17 protein-coding genes are annotated in these 19,497 nt (G+C 65.7%); 7 read left to right on the top strand and 10 right to left on the bottom strand.

Annotated features, from left to right (window positions below; translation table 11 throughout):
- Positions 1-30 precede the first annotated feature (30 nt).
- From ACRCSW_RS14510 to ACRCSW_RS14495, 4 genes are all read left to right on the top strand, one after another.
- Positions 31-1,134 (top strand): carbohydrate ABC transporter permease, encoded by a 1,104-nt coding sequence (locus tag ACRCSW_RS14510; RefSeq protein WP_438706180.1) that lies wholly within the window; start codon positions 31-33, stop codon positions 1,132-1,134.
- Positions 1,131-2,048, top strand: coding sequence for a carbohydrate ABC transporter permease (locus tag ACRCSW_RS14505; RefSeq protein WP_438706178.1), 918 nt, complete (start codon positions 1,131-1,133; stop codon positions 2,046-2,048). Before ACRCSW_RS14510 ends, ACRCSW_RS14505 begins: the two co-directional genes overlap by 4 nt.
- Positions 2,049-2,140: 92 nt before the next feature.
- Positions 2,141-2,596 (top strand): RbsD/FucU family protein, encoded by a 456-nt coding sequence (locus ACRCSW_RS14500; protein ID WP_438706176.1) that lies wholly within the window; start codon positions 2,141-2,143, stop codon positions 2,594-2,596.
- A gap of 184 nt (positions 2,597-2,780) precedes the next feature.
- Positions 2,781-3,923 (top strand): HupE/UreJ family protein, encoded by a 1,143-nt coding sequence (locus ACRCSW_RS14495; protein ID WP_438706175.1) that lies wholly within the window; start codon positions 2,781-2,783, stop codon positions 3,921-3,923.
- Here the strand turns inward: ACRCSW_RS14495 and ACRCSW_RS14490 are convergent.
- From ACRCSW_RS14490 to ACRCSW_RS14480, 3 genes are all read right to left on the bottom strand, one after another.
- Entirely contained in the window at positions 3,920-5,401 is a 1,482-nt protein-coding gene (locus ACRCSW_RS14490) for an FGGY-family carbohydrate kinase (RefSeq protein WP_438706173.1), read from the bottom strand. The two genes, ACRCSW_RS14495 and ACRCSW_RS14490, sit on opposite strands and share 4 nt — an antisense overlap.
- Positions 5,398-6,480: a M42 family metallopeptidase gene (locus ACRCSW_RS14485; protein ID WP_438706172.1), complete on the bottom strand. Its 1,083-nt coding sequence runs from the start codon at positions 6,478-6,480 to the stop codon at positions 5,398-5,400. The genes ACRCSW_RS14490 and ACRCSW_RS14485 overlap by 4 nt, the downstream gene beginning before the upstream one ends.
- Before the next feature lie 73 nt (positions 6,481-6,553).
- Positions 6,554-7,366, bottom strand: coding sequence for a BtpA/SgcQ family protein (locus ACRCSW_RS14480; RefSeq protein WP_438706170.1), 813 nt, complete (start codon positions 7,364-7,366; stop codon positions 6,554-6,556).
- 90 nt (positions 7,367-7,456) lie between these two features.
- Here ACRCSW_RS14480 and ACRCSW_RS14475 point away from each other — a divergent pair, with 90 nt between their 5' ends.
- Complete coding sequence (locus ACRCSW_RS14475; protein WP_438706168.1) at positions 7,457-8,488, top strand: aldo/keto reductase; 1,032 nt, start codon at positions 7,457-7,459, stop codon at positions 8,486-8,488.
- Positions 8,489-8,541: 53 nt separating this feature from the next.
- Here the strand turns inward: ACRCSW_RS14475 and ACRCSW_RS14470 are convergent, their stop codons facing one another.
- The 7 genes from ACRCSW_RS14470 to ACRCSW_RS14440 form a co-directional block, all read right to left on the bottom strand.
- Positions 8,542-9,141 carry a TetR family transcriptional regulator C-terminal domain-containing protein gene (locus ACRCSW_RS14470; RefSeq protein ID WP_438706167.1) on the bottom strand — a complete coding sequence of 200 codons (600 nt, stop codon included), beginning with the start codon at positions 9,139-9,141 and terminating at the stop codon, positions 8,542-8,544.
- A gap of 20 nt (positions 9,142-9,161) precedes the next feature.
- A complete protein-coding gene (locus tag ACRCSW_RS14465) occupies positions 9,162-10,709 on the bottom strand; it encodes an ABC transporter substrate-binding protein (protein WP_438706165.1) in 1,548 nt (515 codons plus the stop codon).
- A gap of 13 nt (positions 10,710-10,722) precedes the next feature.
- On the bottom strand, positions 10,723-11,655 hold the full coding sequence (locus ACRCSW_RS14460) for an oligopeptide/dipeptide ABC transporter ATP-binding protein (protein ID WP_438706163.1): 933 nt from the start codon (positions 11,653-11,655) through the stop codon (positions 10,723-10,725).
- A complete protein-coding gene (locus ACRCSW_RS14455) occupies positions 11,652-12,608 on the bottom strand; it encodes an ABC transporter ATP-binding protein (protein WP_438706161.1) in 957 nt (318 codons plus the stop codon). Before ACRCSW_RS14455 ends, ACRCSW_RS14460 begins: the two co-directional genes overlap by 4 nt.
- On the bottom strand, positions 12,605-13,471 hold the full coding sequence (locus tag ACRCSW_RS14450; RefSeq protein WP_438706160.1) for an ABC transporter permease: 867 nt from the start codon (positions 13,469-13,471) through the stop codon (positions 12,605-12,607). The genes ACRCSW_RS14455 and ACRCSW_RS14450 overlap by 4 nt, the downstream gene beginning before the upstream one ends.
- Entirely contained in the window at positions 13,455-14,405 is a 951-nt protein-coding gene (locus ACRCSW_RS14445) for an ABC transporter permease (RefSeq protein ID WP_438706158.1), read from the bottom strand. The genes ACRCSW_RS14450 and ACRCSW_RS14445 overlap by 17 nt, the downstream gene beginning before the upstream one ends.
- A gap of 120 nt (positions 14,406-14,525) precedes the next feature.
- Positions 14,526-16,541 (bottom strand): CocE/NonD family hydrolase, encoded by a 2,016-nt coding sequence (locus ACRCSW_RS14440; RefSeq protein WP_438706157.1) that lies wholly within the window; start codon positions 16,539-16,541, stop codon positions 14,526-14,528.
- A 115-nt stretch (positions 16,542-16,656) separates the two neighbouring features.
- Here ACRCSW_RS14440 and ACRCSW_RS14435 point away from each other — a divergent pair, with 115 nt between their 5' ends.
- Both ACRCSW_RS14435 and ACRCSW_RS14430 read left to right on the top strand, forming a co-directional pair.
- Entirely contained in the window at positions 16,657-18,702 is a 2,046-nt protein-coding gene (locus ACRCSW_RS14435) for an oxidoreductase (protein ID WP_438706155.1), read from the top strand.
- Positions 18,699-19,497, top strand: a 799-nt coding sequence (locus ACRCSW_RS14430) for a trimethylamine methyltransferase family protein (RefSeq protein ID WP_438706154.1), incomplete at its 3' end; no start/stop codon positions are given. The genes ACRCSW_RS14435 and ACRCSW_RS14430, both read left to right, overlap by 4 nt.

Raw genomic sequence — 19,497 nt, 5'->3', positions numbered from 1 at the left:
CGGCCATCGAAAGCCCGCTAACATGTTAGCATGAGCAGCGGCGAGCACCTCCACATCGTCACCAACGACGACATCTCCGAAGGCCGAAAACGGTTCGGGCAGGTGCTCATCTGGGGTTCCGCTGCGATCCTTGCGGTCGTGGCACTGGCGCAGACCGCCCAAAGCCTTGGGTGGCGCGACTTCGGGTTCACCACCTGGCGGCCCACGCTCTATGCCTACTGCCTGTGGGCCACCGCGCTCTGCTGGGCGCAGGTCGTGATGCGGGGCGAGCAGGGCAAACGCACGCTCTTCGTGCTTCCGGCCGCGCTCTTCGTCGTCTCGCTGACCGTCTTTCCGCTTCTCTTCGGTCTTCTCATCGCCTTTTCCGACTGGAACCTCTCCAGCCCCGACGGACGTCAGTTCAACGGGGTCGCGAACCTGGTGCAGATGTGGCACGACCCGTTCTACTGGAATGCCATGGGGAACATGGTCTGGTATGTGCTTGCGATCGTCGTCGAATATGCCATCGCTTTCGGCCTCGCCCTTCTTCTCAACGCCCAGATAAGGGCGCGGAAATTCTTCCGGGTGGCTTTCCTTCTGCCGTTGATGCTGTCGCCCGTGGCCGTCAGCTGGATGATCGGCAAGTCGATGCTCGAGGCCCGCTTCGGCCCGATCTCGCGGCTGGCCCGCGCGCTCGGGGTCGACAACCCTTCGTTCTTCGAAAGCCCCTGGGCGGCCAAGGTGACGATCATGCTCCTGGACGCCTGGACCTTCATCCCCTTCATGATGATCATGCTCCTCGCGGGCCTCCAGGCCATTCCGAAAGAGCTGACCGAGGCCGCGAAGGTCGACGGCGCGAAGGGCTGGAAAGCCTTCTGGGAGGTGACCTTCCCGCTGATGCTGCCGATCTCGGTCACAGCAATCCTGATCCGGATCATCTTCAAGCTGAAGCTGGCTGACATCGTGATCAACGTGACCTCCGGCGGGCCGGGGGGTGCCACGGACACGGTCACAAGCTTCATCTTCCGTGAGTATCGGGAGCGATCGAACGTCGGTTACGGGACCATGCTGGCGATGGTCTACCTGGTCATCATCGTGATCTTCATGACCATCCTCATGAAGTGGGCCGCCCGCTACGCAAGGCCGCGGACATGACGGCTCAGGTCTTCCGCGACAGCGACACCGACCGGAACCACCGCGCCGCCTGGTGGACAAGCCGCATCGCCATCTACGGCGCGCTGATCCTTTGGGCGATCATCTGCCTGTTCCCGATCTACTGGACGCTGACCACAAGCTTCAAGATGGCGCCCGACGTGATGAAGGGCAACATGATCCCCTGGGTCGACTTCGCGCCAAGGTGGAAGGGGTGGGAGGCGATCGGGCTATCGCCGCAGACGCTGGGACAGGAAAGCACCGTCCGGGCCGAGTTCCTGAAGCGCTTCGGCAATTCGGCGATCATCGCGCTAACCTCTTCGACGCTGGCGGTGATCCTGGGCAGCCTTGCGGCCTACGGCCTGTCGCGCTTCAGCTACAAATGGGCCTGGATGAAGAACGACGACATCTCGTTCTTCTTTCTCAGCCAGCTGATCCTGCCGCCGGTCGTGCTCGCCCTGCCGTTCCTCGTGCTTTACAAGGAGCTTGCGCTTCTCGACACCCGGATCGGGCTGATCCTCCTTTATACCCTCACCGTTCTTCCCATCGTGATCTGGATCATGAAGGACCAGTTCTCCTCCATCCCGACCGAGCTGGAAGAGGCCGCGATGGTCGATGGTCTGGGGATCTGGGGGGCCTTCTTCACGATCATCCTGCCCATCGCATTGCCGGGCATGGTCGCGGCCTTCATTCTCAGCCTCGTGCTGACCTGGAACGAATACTTCTTCGCGGCCCTGCTGACCTCGACCTACTCGAACACGCTACCGGTGATGGTGGCCAGCCAGACTGGCAGCCAGGGGATCAGCTGGTGGTCGATGGCGGCCCTGTCCTTCGCGGCGATCCTGCCCCTGATCGTGATCGGCGTGGCGTTGGAGCGGTTCATCATCAAGGGCATGACCGCGGGGTCGGTGAAGTGATTGGTTAAGGCGGGGTAAACGAGATTCTAACCCATTGATCTTGTTTGATACTGCACGTTGTCCCACCGTGGGACACCTAAAGAGGGGACCGGATGCTGAAAGGGATCGACCAGCGCCTGTCGGCCGAGATCGTCCATGTCCTCATGCTGATGGGCCATGGCGACGACCTCGTGATCTGCGACGTGAACCACCCCGCGGCCAGCATCGCGGCAGAGACGACCTACGGCCAGCTCATCGGCATGTCCGGCTGCGACATCCCCACCGCCGCGCGGGCGATCCTGAGCCTCATGCCGCTCGACACCTTCGTCCCGGCCCCGATCACCCGCATGCAGGTCGTGGGCGACCCGACGGCCGAACAGCCGGTCTTCGCCCGGATGCAGGCCGTCGCCGACAGCGCCGAGGGCCGCCCGGTCGGCATGCAGGCCCTCGAACGCTTCGCCTTCTATGCGGCCGCCAAGCAAAGCTTTGCCATCATCCGCACCGCTGACAGCGGCCCCTATGGCTGCTTCATCCTGAAGAAGGGCGTCATCGACCTTCCCGAGCTGTGACCAGGCGTGGGTGGCACCGCCCGCCAAGACTGACATGCCGGTCTCTTGCCATCCGCCTGAGCGCTGGCCGTAGCAATTCGGGAGACCGGCCGCTGATCATGCTGGCACGGCCAAAACTCACACCAAATTTGCCACATTAATGCTTGGGTTGAGCAGTATCCGGCACGGAATAGTGGAGCATCTCATGCCGATCAGGCCGCTTCTGATCCTGTTCCGAACCGTCTGGCTGTCTGCCATCCTGGCATTCGGTCTCGCTGGCGCGGGCAGCGCCCATACGATGGACCCGGCCGTTGTCGAAATCGAGGTCAGTGAGGCAACAGTCGAAATCACCCTGCGCGCACCCCTGGAGCCGATCCTCGGCGGGCTGGACCTTTCCACAATCACAGACACGCGCCAGTCGCCGCTTGCTGGCCGCTACATGGCCCTGCGGGCGCAATCCCCGGCCGAGCTGGAAGCGGCGCTACGCGCGGCCTGGCCCGGGATCGCCGACAAGATCACTGTTCTGGCCGGAACGACCCGCCTCGATCTGCAAATCACCGGCGTGATGGTGCCGGACGAAAACGACATGTCGGTTGCGCGGAAAAGCGAGCTTCGGATCACGGCTGCCCTGCCCGATGACGGCACCCCGGTGCAGTTCGGCTGGGACATCACCTACGGCGACTTCGCGGTGCGCCAGGTCGACGGCGGAGAGCGGGGTTACACGGCCCTCCTGATGGGCGGTGCAGTAAGCGCGCCGCTGCCACGGGAAGGCATCGCAGTCGAAGGCGTGCTGCCGGTCGTCGTGCGCTTTGTCATCTCGGGTTTTGAACACATCATACCGAAGGGGCTGGACCATATCCTGTTCGTCCTCGGCCTCTTCTTCTTCTCGCTGCGGTTCGGGCCCCTGTTGTGGCAGGTCACCGCCTTTACCCTGGCCCACACGGTGACCCTGGCGCTGGCGACGCTGAAGATCGTGACGATCCCTGCCGCCATAGTCGAGCCGCTGATCGCCGCCTCGATCGTCTATGTCGCGGTCGAGAACATCTTCGGCGGCAAGGTCGGCTGGACGCGCGTCGCCGTGGTCTTCGGCTTCGGCCTTCTGCACGGTCTGGGCTTTGCTTCGGTCCTCAGCGACGTGGGCCTGCCAGAAGGGCGCTTCCTGACCAGCCTGATCGCGTTCAACGTTGGGGTCGAATTCGGGCAACTTGCGGTGATCGCTGTGGCGTTCCTGGTCCTCGCGCTGCCTTTCGGAAGGATGTCCTGGTACCGCACAGCAATCGCCATACCGGCCTCTTGCATGATCGCTGCCGTCGGTGCCTGGTGGACGTTCGAGCGGGTGTTCCTTTAGTCCGCGTCGGACAACGCGTGCGCGATGTCCCGCGTTTGCCGGTAAAGCTGCTTCCATAGCGGATACTGTCGTTCGTAGGCCGTCACCCGCTCTGGCATCACCCTGGACCCCACCGGATTCCATTTCGCGATGTCACTCTCTGCGACCGCCCCTATCGCCAGCGCCGCAAGGAACGCATCGCCGTAACTCGCGCCGATGGTCTTGTCGCAGACCTCTTGCACGGCACCGCAAAGGTCGGACGTCGCCTGCAGCCACAGCGCGTTCTTCGTCCCCCCGCCCACAGCCCGCACCAACGCGGGGCTGGCCCCGACCTCGGCGCAGGTCTCGAACACATGCGCGGTGCCCATGGCGATGCCTTCCAGCACTGCCCGGTAAAGGTCGGCACGGGTGTGGGTCAGGTCCAGTCCGAAGAAGCTGCCCTTGGCATTGGGGTCATGGATCGGGGTCCGCTCGCCTGAGAAATACGGCAGGCAGAGGAGGCCCTTGGCCCCCTTCGGGCTGCCGGCGGCCTCGGCGGCAAGGGTGGCGAAGTCGGTGTCACGAGCCAGCTGGTCGCGGAACCAGTGGGTGAGCGTGCCGGAGGTGGCAAGCCCAGCCATCGAGGCGTGTTGACCGGGGAAAAGCCAGGGCGCGTACCAAAGGCGCGGGTCGCGGACGGGGTTGGCGGTGACCTGGATGATGAAGATGGTCGAGCCGTACATCAGCATCATCTCACCCGGACGTGCGACACCCACCGACACGGCTTCCGCCGCCGCGTCGATCGTGCCGCAGGTAACGGGGGTCCCCTCGGCAAGGCCGGTTTCGCTGGCCGCTGCGGTGGTGATCTGACCAGCGATGCCGGTCGACCACATCAGGCGGGGAAGGCGGCCAAGCGGCAGGATGTCGGCGAGGTCGGCGGTCCAGTCTTGCCGGGTCACATCGTAAAGCGGCGAGAAGTTCGCGGCGGTGTAGTGGTCGATGACATACTCGCCGGTCAGCTTCCAGGTGAGGTAGCTGGTCGAGGTCAGGACCTTGGCCGTGTGGGCGAAAAGGTCGGGGTGGGTTTCCTTCAGCCACAGGATCTTCGGTCCCACGGACTGCGAGGTCAGCGCATTGCCGCAGCGTTCAAGGATCACGTCCTCGCCGATGGCCGCGTTAAGTGCTGCGATCTGGGCCGTGGCGCGGGTGTCGACGCCGTAAAGGACTCCGTTCATCAGGGGTTTGCCTGCGCTGTCCACCGGCAGCATGCAGGGGCCGATGGCGCTGGCGGCCACTGCCTTGATGTCGCGCGGGTCGATCCCAGACTGGGCCAGCAGCGCCTTCGTCACATGGACAAAATCGCCCCACCAGTCTTCCTCGGCCCGGTGTTCGGCCCAACCGGGGCGGGGGACCAGCATCTTGTGCGGGCGGGTCGCGGTGGCGGTGATCGTGCCGTCATGGGCGACGAGGACGCCTTTCGTCTCAAACGTGCCGATGTCGATGCCAAGCGTGTGGGTCATGGGTTGCGGGTCAGCGCAAGGTCCGGGGTGATGCGGTCGAGCATGGTGTTGAGGAGAGTCGCCAGCTGGTCGAGGTCTTGGGTATCCACCACCTCCAGCGCCGAATGCGAGTAGCGCATGGGAAATCCGACATCGAGGCAGGCGACGCCCTCCGGCCCCATGAACTGGATGTAGGAGAGGTCGGTCAGGGCGCCGGTGTGGGCCGAGCGTTGCAGGTTCAGGCCTGCGGCGGTGGCGGCGTCTTCGGCCAGTGTGACCAGTGCCGGATGCGGGATGACGCCGTTGAGCGTGCCTCTGCCGTGGAAGGAGTAAAGGCTGATGCCGGGACCCTGGCCGAGGGCGACGTCGCCCCGGACGGCCATGTCGGGGGTGTCGCAGGCGAGGAGGAGGTCGATCTGCAGCGCGATGTCGGGTTGAAGCGCGGTCGCGGCAGGGAGGACGCCTCGGAGGTTGAACTCCTCCTGCACGGACCAGACGAGGTGGAGGGTTGGGCCTTTGCGGTCCTTCCGGGCGGCAGCGAGGGCGAGGAGGACAGCGCAGCCCGCGCGGTCGTCGATGGAAGTGCCGGCAAGGCGGGTGCCGTGGAGAGGGATTACGCGGGGGGCATAGGTGACGGGGGTGCCGATCTTGACGCCCGCCGCCAGGGCTTCCTCAGCCGAAGCGAAGCCTGCGTCGACATAGAGGTCGGTGTAGGGCAGGACCTTGTACTTCTCCTCGGGCGTGGTGGCATGGTGCGACTTGTTGGCGATGACACCGGGGATATCGCCCTGGTCAGTGCAAAGGACCACGGCTTGAGCCGGGAGCGCGCGTTCGGGGACGCCGCCCAGGCGTTCGAGGCGGATGAGGCCGGTGGGTTCCACCTTGCGGACGATGAAGCCCAGCTGGTCCATGTGGGTGAAGATCATGACCGAGGGGAGGGCGGGATCACCGGGGAGCGTCGTGATCAGGTTCCCCAGCCGGTCGGACCGATGGGAGAGGCCACGGCGGTCCAGATGGGCGGCGATGGCTTTGGCGACCCGGGTCTCGTGGCCGGAAAGTCCGGGGATGAGCATGAGTTCATAGAGGGTTTCGCGGATCATCGGCCTCTCCCGCGCCCAAATCTTTTTGAAAAGATTTGCAAATTCCTTCGAAGGAATTTGGCCCGCTCCACCGTCATGCCTGCCCCCTTGCCGCCCGTACGTGGTCCATGAAATCCTTCGCGCGCTCGGGGTCGACGGGCGCCCAGGTGTCGCCGCCGATCTTCAGGGCCGAGCCGACGATGCAGCCATCGGCGACCTTAAGGACATCGGCCACCGTTGCATGCTTGACGCCGGTGTTGGCGAGGACGGGGGTGTTCGGCAGGACGCGCTTCACGGCCTCCAGGTCCTCCATCCGTGCGGCTTCCCCGGTGATCGCGCCCGAGACCAGGACGGCGTCGGGGATCGACGAAAAGACAGCGCTGCGGGCGCGGTCAGGCAGCGGCCGGGGGTCGAGGGAACCCGCGAACTCGGCGGAGACGTTGTAGAGGGTGGCAACGTTCCCCACACCAAGACGCGCAGCATAGCGGCGGGCGGCTCCGGCATCGGGGGCCCAGAGGCCCATGTCCGAGGCATAGGTCCCGGTGAAAATCTCCCGCACGAACGCGGCGCCTGTCGCTGCCGCCAAAGCCATCGTCGCCATCGGGTCCCACAGGACGTTGACGCCGAACGGCACGGTGATCTTTTCGCGAAGCCTGCCAATGACATAGGCCATTGTCGCGGTCGAGGCTGTATCAACCTTCAGCTCATAGGGCCGGTCGTTTTCGTTCCCGAACATCACCGCATCGACCCCGGCCGTCTGGAGTGCGTCGAGATCAGCAGAAGCGCCCCTGAGGATCGCCTCAACCCCTCCCGCTGCATTGTACAAAGGCGTGCCAGGCAGCGCGCCCAGATGGACCATCGCGATAACGGGTTTCCCCCGCCCGAAGACCGTTTCGAACCGTGTCATGTTGCTCTCCCTGACGGGACGCTAGCGCGAAAGAGGATGGCCGGAAAGCCTTTGTCATACTAGCATGCCAGCAAAGCGGGGGAGGCGCGGATGCTGGCAAGACGGCAGTGGGATCGGCTGGGAAACGGCGGGCTTTCGTTCACCGAGCTTGGGTTCGGGGCAGCGCCTCTGGGCAATCTTTTCAAGGCGATAACCGAAGCCGAGGCGCAAGCGATCCTCGAGGCGGCGTGGGCGGCGGGGGTGCGGTACTTCGATACGGCGCCGCTTTATGGCCTGGGGCTTTCCGAGACGCGGATCAACCACTTCCTGCGGGGCAAGCCGCGCGAGGACTATGTGATCTCGACCAAGGTCGGGCGGATTCTGGAGGTTTGCCCGCCGGATCAGCGCGACGGTTTTGGCAAGTGGGTCGACGTGCCGGCCCGGCGGGAACGGTACGATTATGGGTACGACGGGGTGCTCCGAAGCCTTGAAGCGAGCCTGGAGCGGCTTGGCCTCGACCGGGTAGAAATCCTTTATGCTCATGACCTTGACATCTTCAACCACGGCAGCCGCGAGGCGATGCTGGCGCGGCTGGAAGAGTTCATGGCAGGGGGATATCGCGCGCTTTGCCGGTTGCGGGACGAAGGGGTGATCAAGGCTTTCGGCGCGGGCCTGAACGAATGGGAGCCCTGCGACTGGCTGCTGGAGCGGGGGGAGTTCGACATCTTTCTGCTGGCGGGTCGTTTCACGCTGCTGGAGCAGGGGGCGGTTGGGTTCATGGACCGGGCGGCCGCGAAGGGTGTGGGGGTGGTGATCGGCGGGCCCTACAACTCGGGCGTGCTGGCCACCGGACCGCGGCCGGGCGCGCATTACAACTATGCCCCGGCACCGGCGCAAGTACTTGAACGCGCAGGGCAATTGCAGGCGGTCTGCGAAAGCCATGGCGTGCGGCTGGTCGACGCGGCGTTCCGCTTTCCGTTGCTCCATCCAGCCACGGTCAGCGTGATCCCCGGAGGGCAGGGGCTGGCGGAAATGGAGAGCAACGTCCAGGCGGCCGGGGCGGCGATCCCGCTGGCTCTCTGGCAGGCGCTGGCGGCAGAGGGGCTGATCCCGGAGGCGATGGTGCCGGTGGCGGCTGGCTGACCGGGCGCTGCAGTTAAGGGAAGGTGAACGCGATCCTGGTCGAAGACCCGCGTTTATCGTTCGTCAACCAGCGGCCCCAGCGCCGGTTCCAGAAGGGCAAGTGCTGCCTTCCGGGCACGGGCGGGGGATAGGCGCTCGGGGTCGATATGCGCCTCGAGCCAAAGCCCGTCGATCAGCGCTACGACCGGAAAGGCCAGCGCCCGGGCATCGACCTTGCGCCCCGCGCCCGCCGCATGCCGCGTGATCGCGTCCTCCATCCGCGCAAGGTAGACCGCGTACTGCGCCCGATGCTCGGCCCGAAGCGAGGGATTGACGGCGATCTCCCCCCAAAGCGCCAACCAGATGTTCAGGGGGTCGCGGCGAAAGAGCTCCTCTGAAAACGCGGCATCGATCAGCCTGCGCAGGTCTTGCGGTTCATCGGGCATCAGGACTGACAGGAAGTTGCGGTAGGCGGCGGCGTAGACTGCAGTCAGCAGCCCCTCTTTCCCGCCAAAGTGATGCGCGATCAGCCCGCGTGAGGCGCCCGCCTCGCGGCAGATGTTGTCCACGGTGAAGGCCTGAATCCCGCCCTTCGCAAGACAGGCCAGCCCCGCCTCGACCAGCATGGCGGCACGCTCGACAGCGGGGTAGCGGCGGAAGCGGGGTTCAGGCATGGTGGCCTTGCAAGTCTATGCTAAACATAGACAAAACGTGCCGGGTCGGGGTGACCATCCGCCAGGATCATTGGTTCCAGATTGGTATCCGTCAGTGCCACATAAGGCGCAAAACAGATGAAGATGAAACCGCCAGACTCCTCCATCAGATCCTCCATGCGGTTGAACATGGCCTTGCGCTTGTCCGCATCCGTCTCGCGCAGCGACTGCTGGTAAAGGTCCTCGAACTCGGGGCTGTCGAAGAACGACCAGTTGTAGACGCCGATCTGCTCGGGGCGGAACCAGACGAGGTTCTCGGTCGGGTCGATGCCGCCCGCAAAGTCCATCAGCACCAGCTCCAGAGACAGATAGTCCTCTCCCGCCGTCTTGTCGCCAAGGGCCCAGTAGGCCGCGTCTTCGGTGGGCTGGATGTTGACGGTGATCCCCGCTTCGCCAAGCGACGCCTGCACGATCTGGGCAATGGTCTGCGAGGTGCTGTCGGTCAGCGCGACAAGGTTCAGCGTCAGCCCCTCGGCGCCCGCCTCGGCCAGAAGCGCCTTCGCCTTTTCGACGTCGCGTGTGGCGATGAGGTTCGACGCGCGCGAGAAGGGTCCGGGCGGCACAACGCCCGTCGAGCGCGGCACGAGCCCGTCATAGGCACCGATAAGCACAGCATCGCTGTCATAGGCATACTGGATCGCCTGCCGCACACGCGGGTCCTTCAGAGGTTCGGCGTTCATGTTCACCGTCAGCCAAGAATAGCGCGTCGACTGCGCCTCGATCAGCCGGGCGCCTCCGGGCACCGCCTCGCGCAGGGCTGTTGCGGCTGACACGGCGACGCGGGTGAAATCGTAGCTGTCCGCCTCATAAGCCAGCTGCGCGGCCTGGTCGTCGGTGACGACGTAGATCTCGATCACCTCCCAGGCCGGTTTCGGGCCGGGCCAGGCGGGATTGGCCTTCAGCGTCACCTTCTGCCCTTGCTCCCAGGCGTCGAAAAGATAAGGCCCGCACTGCGCCGGAAGCTCGGTCGTAAAGCCGCCACCCGCCGCCTCGACCGCGGCTTTGCAGACGATGTGCCCGCCGTAATAGGGCAGCGCGATGACCGGGAAGGGGGCGAAGGGCTCGCTCAGGTGGATCAGCCCAGACCGGGCATCCACCACCTCCACCTCCTTCAGCTTCTCGAACTGGTAGGCCCAGGCGCTTTCAGACCCGGCGATCCGTTCAAAGCTGAACTTCACATCCTCAGCCGTCACCGGCCCACGGTCGCCGGTCCACACCAGCCCCTCCCGCAAAGTGAAGGCGATCGTCTGCGGATCGCGCCATTCGAAGACTTCGGCTGCGTGGTTCGACAGGGTGTTGCCGCTCCGCATGTCCGACAGCTGCACCAGCGTGACCAGCGTCATCCGCGGGATGATATCGTCCAGCTCGCCGATGATCCCTTTGGGGTCCAGCACCTGCAAATCGGACGAAACCCGCAGGCGCAGCGTGGTGCCCTCGGCGGCCCAGGCGAACTGCGGGGCAGCGGCAAGTCCGGCGAACGAGGCGCCCGAAAGGCGCAGGAAGGTGCGGCGGTCGGTGTTCCATGTCATGGTCGGCATCCTCTCAGGTTGCAGGGACGGGGAAATGGCAGGCGAAAGCGTGGTCTTCGGTTCGCGGCTCCAGCACGGGCGCGACAGTGCGGCAACGATCCTGCACCTGCAGGCAGCGGGTGTGGAAGACGCAGCCCGTAGGGCGACGAAGGACAGACGGAATCTCACCACGAATGGCCAGGTCAGCCCGGCGGCGGCGCGGGTCGGGATGGGCGGCCGAGGCCAGCAGGCTCGCCGTATAAGGATGCGCCGGGGCCTCCATCAGCTGTGCAGCCGGGCCGGTCTCGACCAGCCGCCCAAGGTATAGCACCGCAATCCGGTCCGCCACATGCCGTAGGACCGCAAGGTTGTGCGACACCAGCACCACCGCAAGCCCCCGCTCCCGCTGCAGCTTGGCAATCAGGTTCAGCACTTCGCCCTGGACCGAGACATCAAGCCCCGCTGTCGGCTCATCCGCGATCAGCAGCTTCGGGCCCAGCGCCAGAGCCCGCGCCAGGTTCACCCGCCGCGCCTGCCCGCCAGACAGCTCATGCGGGTAGCGGCGCGCTAGTTCAGGCCGCAGACCGACCCGGTCCAGGAGATCGGCGGCAGGCGGCGCAGGACGGCGCGCAATAGCGAAAGGCTCCCGCAGGGCGGCGGCCACCGTCTGACGAGGGGACAGGGCCGCAACCGAATCCTGCAGCATCAAGGCCGCTCCCCGCCGCAACACCGCAGCCTCGGTCACCGGCGCACCCAGAAACCGCAAGCCACCGCCAAAGGGCACCAACCCCATCACCGCCCGCGCCAGCGTCGATTTGCCCGACCCGCTCTCCCCGGCGATCCCCAGCGTTTCACCTTTCGCCACACTCAGCGAGATACCGTCCAGGATGTTCAGCCGCCGCCGCGCGAGGAACCCCGGCAGCGGCAGGTCCACCGATAGACCCTCCAACGCCAACACCTCGGTCATCGCACGACCTCATGACAGAGCGCCGAGTGGCCAGGCGAAACCACGACACGAGGCGGGGGCTCGCGCTGGCAGCGGGGCGTGGCAATCGGGCAGCGCGCCGCAAAGGCACAGCCGGGGGGTGGGGTCACAAGGTCAGGCAGGCGGCCGGGGATCGTCGGCAAAGGCGACACGCGGCCCGAAAGCACTGCCGGGTCACAGGCCATCAGCGCCTGGGTATAGGGATGGCGCGGCGCATGGAACAGCGCATCCACCGGCGCCTCTTCCACCACCTCGCCCGCGTACATGACCAGCACCCGGTCACAAAGCTCGCCCACCACGCTCAGATGATGGGTGACCACCAGGATCACGCCATGATGGTCCCGGCGGAGCTCGCGGAGCAGATGCAGGATCTGCGCCTCCATCGTCACGTCCAGCGCCGTCGTGGGCTCATCCGCCACCAGCACCTTCGGTGACAGCATCAAAGCCGCCGCGATACCCACCCGTTGCCGCATCCCGCCCGAAAGCTCATGCACATACCGCCGCATCACCACCGAAGGATCGGCCAGCCCCACCTTCGCGAGCATCGCCAAAGCGCGCCGCTGCCGTTCCCCGGCCGTCAGCGCCAGCGAGCCCTGCGCATCCACAAGCTGGCGGCCGATCGTCAGCACCGGGTTGAACGCCGTCATCGGGTCCTGAAACACCATCGCGATGCCGGGCCCCCGGACCGCACGGCGCTCCCGCTCGGACAAGGCCACGACGTCGCGCCCGTCCAAGAGGACGCGCCCGGACCTGACGCGGGCATTGGCGGGCAAGAGCATCGGCAACGCCAGCGCCAGCGAAGACTTGCCGCAGCCGGATTCTCCGATGATCCCCACAACCTCGCCTGCCCCGGCCTGCAGGCTTACCCCCCGCAGCGCCTGCAAGGGCCCCTGCGGCGTGGCATAGGTCAGCGACAGGTTCTCGACCGCGATCATTGCGGCACCCGATGCGAAAGCCGGGGGTCAAGCGCATCCCGCAACCCCTCGCCCAGAAAGGTGAAGCCCAAAGTGGCCAGGATCAGCGGCACCCCGGCACCGATCACCAGAACCGGCGTCTGCCGGATCGCCGTATAGCCGTCGTAAAGCATGTTGCCCCATGACGGCGTGGGCGGCGTGACGCCAAGGTTCAGATAGCTCAACCCCGCCTCAAGCATGATGACAACCGGCACATCCATCGACAGGACGATGACCAGCGGCCCAACGACATTCGGCAGCAGATGACGCAGCACGATCCGCCGCGCGGGCGCCCCCATCGCCTGCAGCGCCAGCACGAAGTCCGCCCCCCTCAGCGCCAGCGTCTGCGCCCGCACCAGGCGCGCATAAGCCGGGAAGGACACCAGAACGATGACCAGGATCAGCGTACTGGTCCCCGGCCCAAGCACGGTGACCACGGCCAGCGCAAACATCACCATGGGCAGGGAGGAGAGCGCATCGAAGACAAGGATCAGCACGGCATCCAGCCAGCGCGGCCCATAGCCCGCGACCAGCCCCAGGATCAGGCCGATGGCCCCCGCCGCGCCAACCGAGACGAGCGCAATGCCAAAGGCCGTCCGCGTCCCCCAGATCAGCCGCGAAAGTGTGTCACGCCCCAGCTGGTCGGTCCCCGCCCAGTGCGCCCATGAGGGATCGGCGAACTTGTTGCGCACGTCCAAGGCCACGGGGTCATAAGGGGCGATCAACGGCGCAAGCACCGCGACGGCGATGAGCACTGCCACCAGCACCGCGCCGAAGGCCCCCATCGGGTCGCGGGACAGGCGCCCAATGGCGGATGGCGCAGGGGCATCAGCTACGGAAAGCATCGCGCACCCGTGGATCAAGCCGTGCGATAAGAAGATCGGCGGCGGTCACGACCAGAAGGTAGAACGCGGTCATGAAAAGCACGCAGCCCATCACGACTGGAAAGTTCCGCTTCTCGACCGCCGTCGTCATCAGCGTGCCAATGCCGGGCCGGGTGAAGACCGTCTCGACAAAGACCGCCGAGGAAAGGACCGCCCCGAACCCCACCGCGAGGATCGAGATCACCGGCACAATCGCCACGCGCAGGGCATAGCGACCCAGGATCGTCATCTCGGGCAGGCCAAAGGCGCGCGCGGTCCGGATATGCGGGGCGCCCATGACTTCCAGAAGCGAGGCGCGGACGAGACGGGCAAGGTATCCCACCCAGGGCAAGCCGATGGCGAAGGCCGGCAGGATCAGCGCGCGGGCCTGGCTGGCGAAGTCTCCCGGCGTACCGGCACCAATCGCGGGCAGCCAATTCAGCCACACGGCGAAAACCAGCAGCGCATAGATCGCGATGACGAAGGCCGGGACCGAGATGAAGGCGACTGAAAGAATGCCAAGAAGCCGGTCGGCAAAGCTGTCGCGGAACGCAACCGACAGGCACCCAATAGCGATCCCCGCCACTGCGGCCCAACCCAATGCCACAGTGCCAAGGATGAGCGTCTTCGGGAACGTCTCCAGGATCATCTCGGTGACCGGCCGGTTCGACCAGACATCGTGGCCAAGATCGCCCCTTAAGGCGGCCGTGAAGAAGCGGCCGACCTGCACGAGAACCGGCTGGTCCAACCCCATCCGCTCCGTCAGCGCCGCCTTCAATGCAGGTGAGGCGCGGGGGCCAAGCGCGACCGAAGCCGGGTCCCCCGGCACAAGGAACACCAGCCCATACATCGCGAGCATGACCGTGATCAGGATAAGCCCCGCCAGCGCGACCCGCTTCACCGCATAGCTCAGCATGGCGTGCTCGTCGGGGGCATATGGTTAATGAATCCTGAACGAGTTTTTATTGAACATGATTTCAAAGACTTGCTGTTATGTCCCACGGTGGGACACCGGCGCAGGCCCTGACCAAAGGGGTCAAAGATGGTCACGCGGTATCCTCTCCGACCAGCTCCGCCGAAAAACCGGCTCCCCGTTTTCGGTCACGGTCAGGTCCATCTCGACGATAAAGTCCTTAGCGTCGCACGACAGGCTCCCCCGGCTTTCATGACCAAAGGTCCCGTCCGGGCGGCGGATCTCGACCTTGTACTCCGTCTCGCACCGGGCACTGAGCGGGTCGCCATCAATGATCCGGTAGCGCGCCAGCGAGTTGCCCGTCGTCGTGGTCGCGATATCGGGCATCTCATGGACATAGGTCCAGCGCGGAAAGTCCACTACCATCTCGCCGGACAGAAGGTCATGCGTGACGGTCCGGCGGGCGGTGACCGCGACCGGATGATCTATCGCCCCCACATCGTCCCCGCACTCCGGCGGGTCGAAGGGGCGGAGCCGCGCATCCTCCTCCCGCTCCGGCCGCACCGGCAGGTCGAACCGGCAGGCGCCCAGATCCAGAGTGAGCGTGGCCGGCTCCGGTGAGGGCCAGGCAATCGGCCAGTAGGTCGTGGACAGCGACACCGCGATCCGGTGACCCGCTGGGAAAGCATGGGCGATGTCATCCAGCTCGACCGTAGCCTCGGTCCATTCCCCTGGTATCAGCGCTTGCGGCTGGTCATGGCCGACGCGGTGGGCAAGGTTCAGCAGCCCAACCGTCACCCGCGTCGACCTCCCGTCGGGCATCACATCGTTAAGCCGGACAGCCACCAGCGCCTGCGGACGGTCAGCCTTGAACCGCAGCTTCAGACGCGGCGCGCCCAGGATTTCGGTGCGGGTCTCAAGCGGGGGTGTAGCGAAGACCAGCGAACCGCCGTCATCCAGCCTCTGGTCCGTCGGCCACTCCGCCTCTTCGCCGTAACGGCCAACTTCTCCGGCGGTCAGGCCAACCCAGAGCGGCGACGAGACCATTGCCTCGCCAGCCATCGGTACCGATCCAAGCCCCCCACCAACGGCTGGATAAAGCGCCCGCCAATCGATCCGGGGCGATGGCCAGGCATCCTCGGCCACCCAGCGGCCGGGGCGTTCGAGGTAGCAGGTGGAGGGCGGCAGGCTCTCCTGCATCCAGACGCGGTAGAGGGGTTCGTCCATGATCCCGGTGGACCGCCCCTTCAGCCAGTGATCGCACCAGCGGATCACCTCTTGCAGCCAGCCAATCGCCGGCCCGACCGCCACATCATGGGGCAAGGAATGCGCCCAGGGTCCGATCAGACCGCGCACCGGCACCTTGAGGCCCGCCAGAAGACGCGGCACGCTTTCGCTGTAGTTGTCCGCCCATCCCGAGACGGCATAGACCGGCACCTTGATCGCCGAGAAATCCTCGCAGACCGACCCCTGCCGCCAGTAGTCATCGCGGCGCTGGTGGCGGAGCCAGGTCAGGATCCACGGCTGGTTGGCGCGGATGCGCTCCTCCCACATCATACGCCACTTGTCGCCGACAATGGCGGGGTCGGGCGGCAGGTCCTGATGCGAGAACATCGTGGACGACCAGTCGAAATCGTCCTTCGAAAGACAGCCGCCCACGCGGTGGATATCGGTAGCAAAGCGGTCGTCCGTAGAACCAACGGTGATCACCGTCTTCAGCGCGGGCGGTTGGCGTGCCGCGATCTGCAGACCGTTGAAACCGCTCCAGCTGATGCCCATGATCGCGACCTGCCCGTCACACCAGTCCTGCGCGGCAATCCAGGCAATCGCATCGCAACCGTCGATCTGCTCTTGCGGGGTGTATTCGTCGGCGAGGATCCCCTCGCTGTCGCCGGTCCCGCGGATGTCAAGCCGGATGCAGGCATAGCCATGCCCGGCGAGGTATTTGTAGACGCGCCCATCGCGCCGCCGCGTACCATCACGCTTGCGGTAGGGGAGGTATTCGAGAATGGCTGGCACCCGTCCCGCCCCTTCCGGCAACCAGGCGCGGGCCGCAAGGACCGTGCCGTCGGGCAGGGGAAGCTTCAGATCCTCCACCACCCTGACCGGGAAGGGCAAGTCGCTCCGGATCGTTGCCATCGGCGGGTCCCCCGCAGTGTTGAACGACCATACAAGAGCGCCGTCGCGGGCGTCAACAAACTTGACCGACGGCCGGGGCAGGCCCTACTGTACAATCGTTCAACAGTGGTGAACGATGCCGCGCAATCCCGCCTATGACATCCTGTTCGAGCCGGTGCGCATCGGGCCCAAGGTGGCGAAGAACCGGTTCTTCCAGGTGCCCCATGCCTCGGGCATGACGAATGCCGCACCGCAGGTCCGGGCTGCGTTTCGGGCGATGAAGGCCGAAGGGGGCTGGGGTGTGGTCTGCACCGGGGCGACATCGGTGCATCCGTCTTCGGACGACAGCCCGTTTCCCTGCGCAACGCTTTGGGACGAGGCCGACGTCCGTGCCCATGCCCTGATGACCGATGCGGTCCATGCCCATGGAGCGCTTGCGGGGGTCGAGCTCTGGCACGGCGGCGCGGCGGCGGTGAACCGGACGACGCGGCTGCCGGGGCTGTCGCCCTCGGGCGTGCCATGGATGGCGACGCATGTGCCGTTCATGTCTGCGGCGAGGCCGAGGGTGATGGATGCCGCCGATATCCGCGACCTGATCCGCTGGCACGCTGACGCGGCAGTGCGGGCAGAGGAGGCCGGGTTCGATATCCTCTACGTCTATGCTGGCATGGGCTACCTGCCCTACCAGTTCATGCTGAAAGAATACAACTCGCGCGCCGATGCTTATGGCGGGTCGGTCGCGAACCGGGTTCGGCTGACGGCCGAGCTCATCGACGCGGTGCGTGAGGCGACGGGTGGCCGTTGTGCGGTGGCGCTGCGTATCTCGTTGCAGGAATTGCGCGCCCGGCCTTCCGACAACGCTGAAAGCGAAGCGCATGAGGTGATCGGGCATCTGGCCGAGGTCCCGGACCTGTTTGACGTGAAGATGGACTACTCGGCGACCGATTGCGCCCCCAGCAGGTTCCTGCCGGAAGGCAGCCACCGCCCGGTGGTGGATTTCGTCAAGCGCCTGACCTCGCGGCCCGTTGTGGGGGTGGGGCGTTTCACCAGCCCCGATACGATGGTTGCCATGGTGAAGGAGGGAGTCCTTGATCTGATCGGTGCGGCGCGCCCGTCGATCGCCGACCCGTTCCTGCCAGCCAAGATCGACGAAGGGCGCGAGGAGGACATCCGGGAGTGCATCGGCTGCAACCTTTGCATCTCGTCCTGGCATGATGGCGTCTGGGTCCGCTGCACCCAGAATCCCTCGGCCGGCGAGGAATGGCGGCGGGGCTGGCACCCGGAGATTTCGCGGTCACGTGGCGAGGGGCAGGTTCTGGTCGTGGGCGGCGGACCGGCGGGGCTTGAGGCTGCACTGACAGCGGCGCGGCGGGGGTTCTCGGTCGCGCTGGCCGAGGCGGGCGAGTTCGGCGGGCGGCTCCGCTGGGAGACGACCTTGCCGGGGCTGCGGCCGTGGTTTCGGGTGGTCGACTATCGTTTGGGGCAGCTGCGCAAGATGGCGAATGTCGCTCTGTATCCCGGCTCGGCCATGACCGCAGAAGATGTTGAATCCTTTGGTGCCGATCATGTCGTGGTGGCGACCGGTGCGCGCTGGACGACGGCGCTTTGCGGGGCGAATGAGATTCCTGTGGGGCTGCTGAGTGCCCCTCGAGTTTACACGCCGGACGACCTTGCAGGCGGCGCGGTTCCCGAAGGCCCGGTCGCGGTGTTTGATTTCGACAATTACTACATTGGCAGTGCAGTGGCCGAGGAGCTTGCGGCGAGGGGTCTGGCCGTCACCTACATCACCACTGCAGGCGCCGCTGCAGCGTGGAGTTTCCTGACCAACGAACAGTCCCACATTCATGCAGCGCTCGCCCGTCGTGGCATCGCATACCGCACGCTGGAGATCGTCACTGGCTTCGATGGCGAGACGCTGTCGCTGTCGCAGATCATGTCGGGGGAGCCCCGCCAGATCGCCGTCCGGTCGCTTGTGATTGTCGGCTTGCGGGCGGGCGGCAGCGCGCTGCATGAGGCCTTGCAGGACCGTATCGCGTCGCTGCACCTGACCGGCGATGCCAATGCTCCGGGGGCCATTGCTCATGCCACCTGGCAGGGGCGGCGGACGGCGGAAGGTCTTGGATTACCACCGGAAACTCCTCGGCGGGACCTTGGCGTTTTCGCGCCGGGCGTCCTTGCATGAGCCGCCGCGGGACCCGTGCTCCGCGTCTGGCTGGCAGCATTCCGCAGGCGCCTTTCGGGCAGGTCGCGCGGCGGTTCGCGCCGGTCGAGGTGATCTCGGCGGATCAGGTGGAGACGATCCACAATGCGGCGCTTGACCTTCTGGCAAGGCTGGGGATGCGGGTCCTGGACCCTTCCGCCCGAGACCGTTTTCGTGCGGCGGGTGCGGAGGTGCGGGGGGACATGGTGCATCTTGACCCGGGGCTGGTGGCCGAGCGCTTGGCGTCAGTTCCTTCGACCTTCGCGCTGGCAGCCCGCAACCCCTTGAAGTCGCTTCGCTTTGGTGCCGAGCATATGGTCTTCGCGTCGGTTGGTGGTCCGGCCTATGTGATGGATAGTGCAGGCGGACGGCGGGAGGGCACGTTTGCCGAGATGCGCGACTATTTGCGGCTCGTCCAGGCGCTGAACGTGATCCATCAGGAGGGCGGCGGGCCGTTCGAGCCGATGGACCTGCCTGCGCATACCCGGCACCTCGACATCTACCAGGCACAGATCTCGCTTCTCGACAAGTCCTGGCAGACCCAGACCCTGGGCCGCGCGCGGACGCTGGACGGGATCGAGATGGCGGCGATCGGGTTCGGGATGACGGTCGACACGATGGTCGAGACGCCGGTCCTTCTTGGCATCATCAACACTAACTCGCCGCGGCAATTGGATATTCCGATGGCCGAGGGGCTGATCACGCTGGCCGAACATGGGCAGGTCAACGTCATCACGCCCTTTACTCTTGCCGGTGCGATGGCGCCGGTGACGCTGG

The sequence above is a fragment of the Tabrizicola sp. genome, from assembly GCF_051645465.1.
Classification (GTDB): Bacteria; Pseudomonadota; Alphaproteobacteria; order Rhodobacterales; family Rhodobacteraceae; genus Tabrizicola.
Note: the sequence above shows the minus strand (reverse complement) of the source record. Positions and strands in the feature narration are given on the sequence as shown.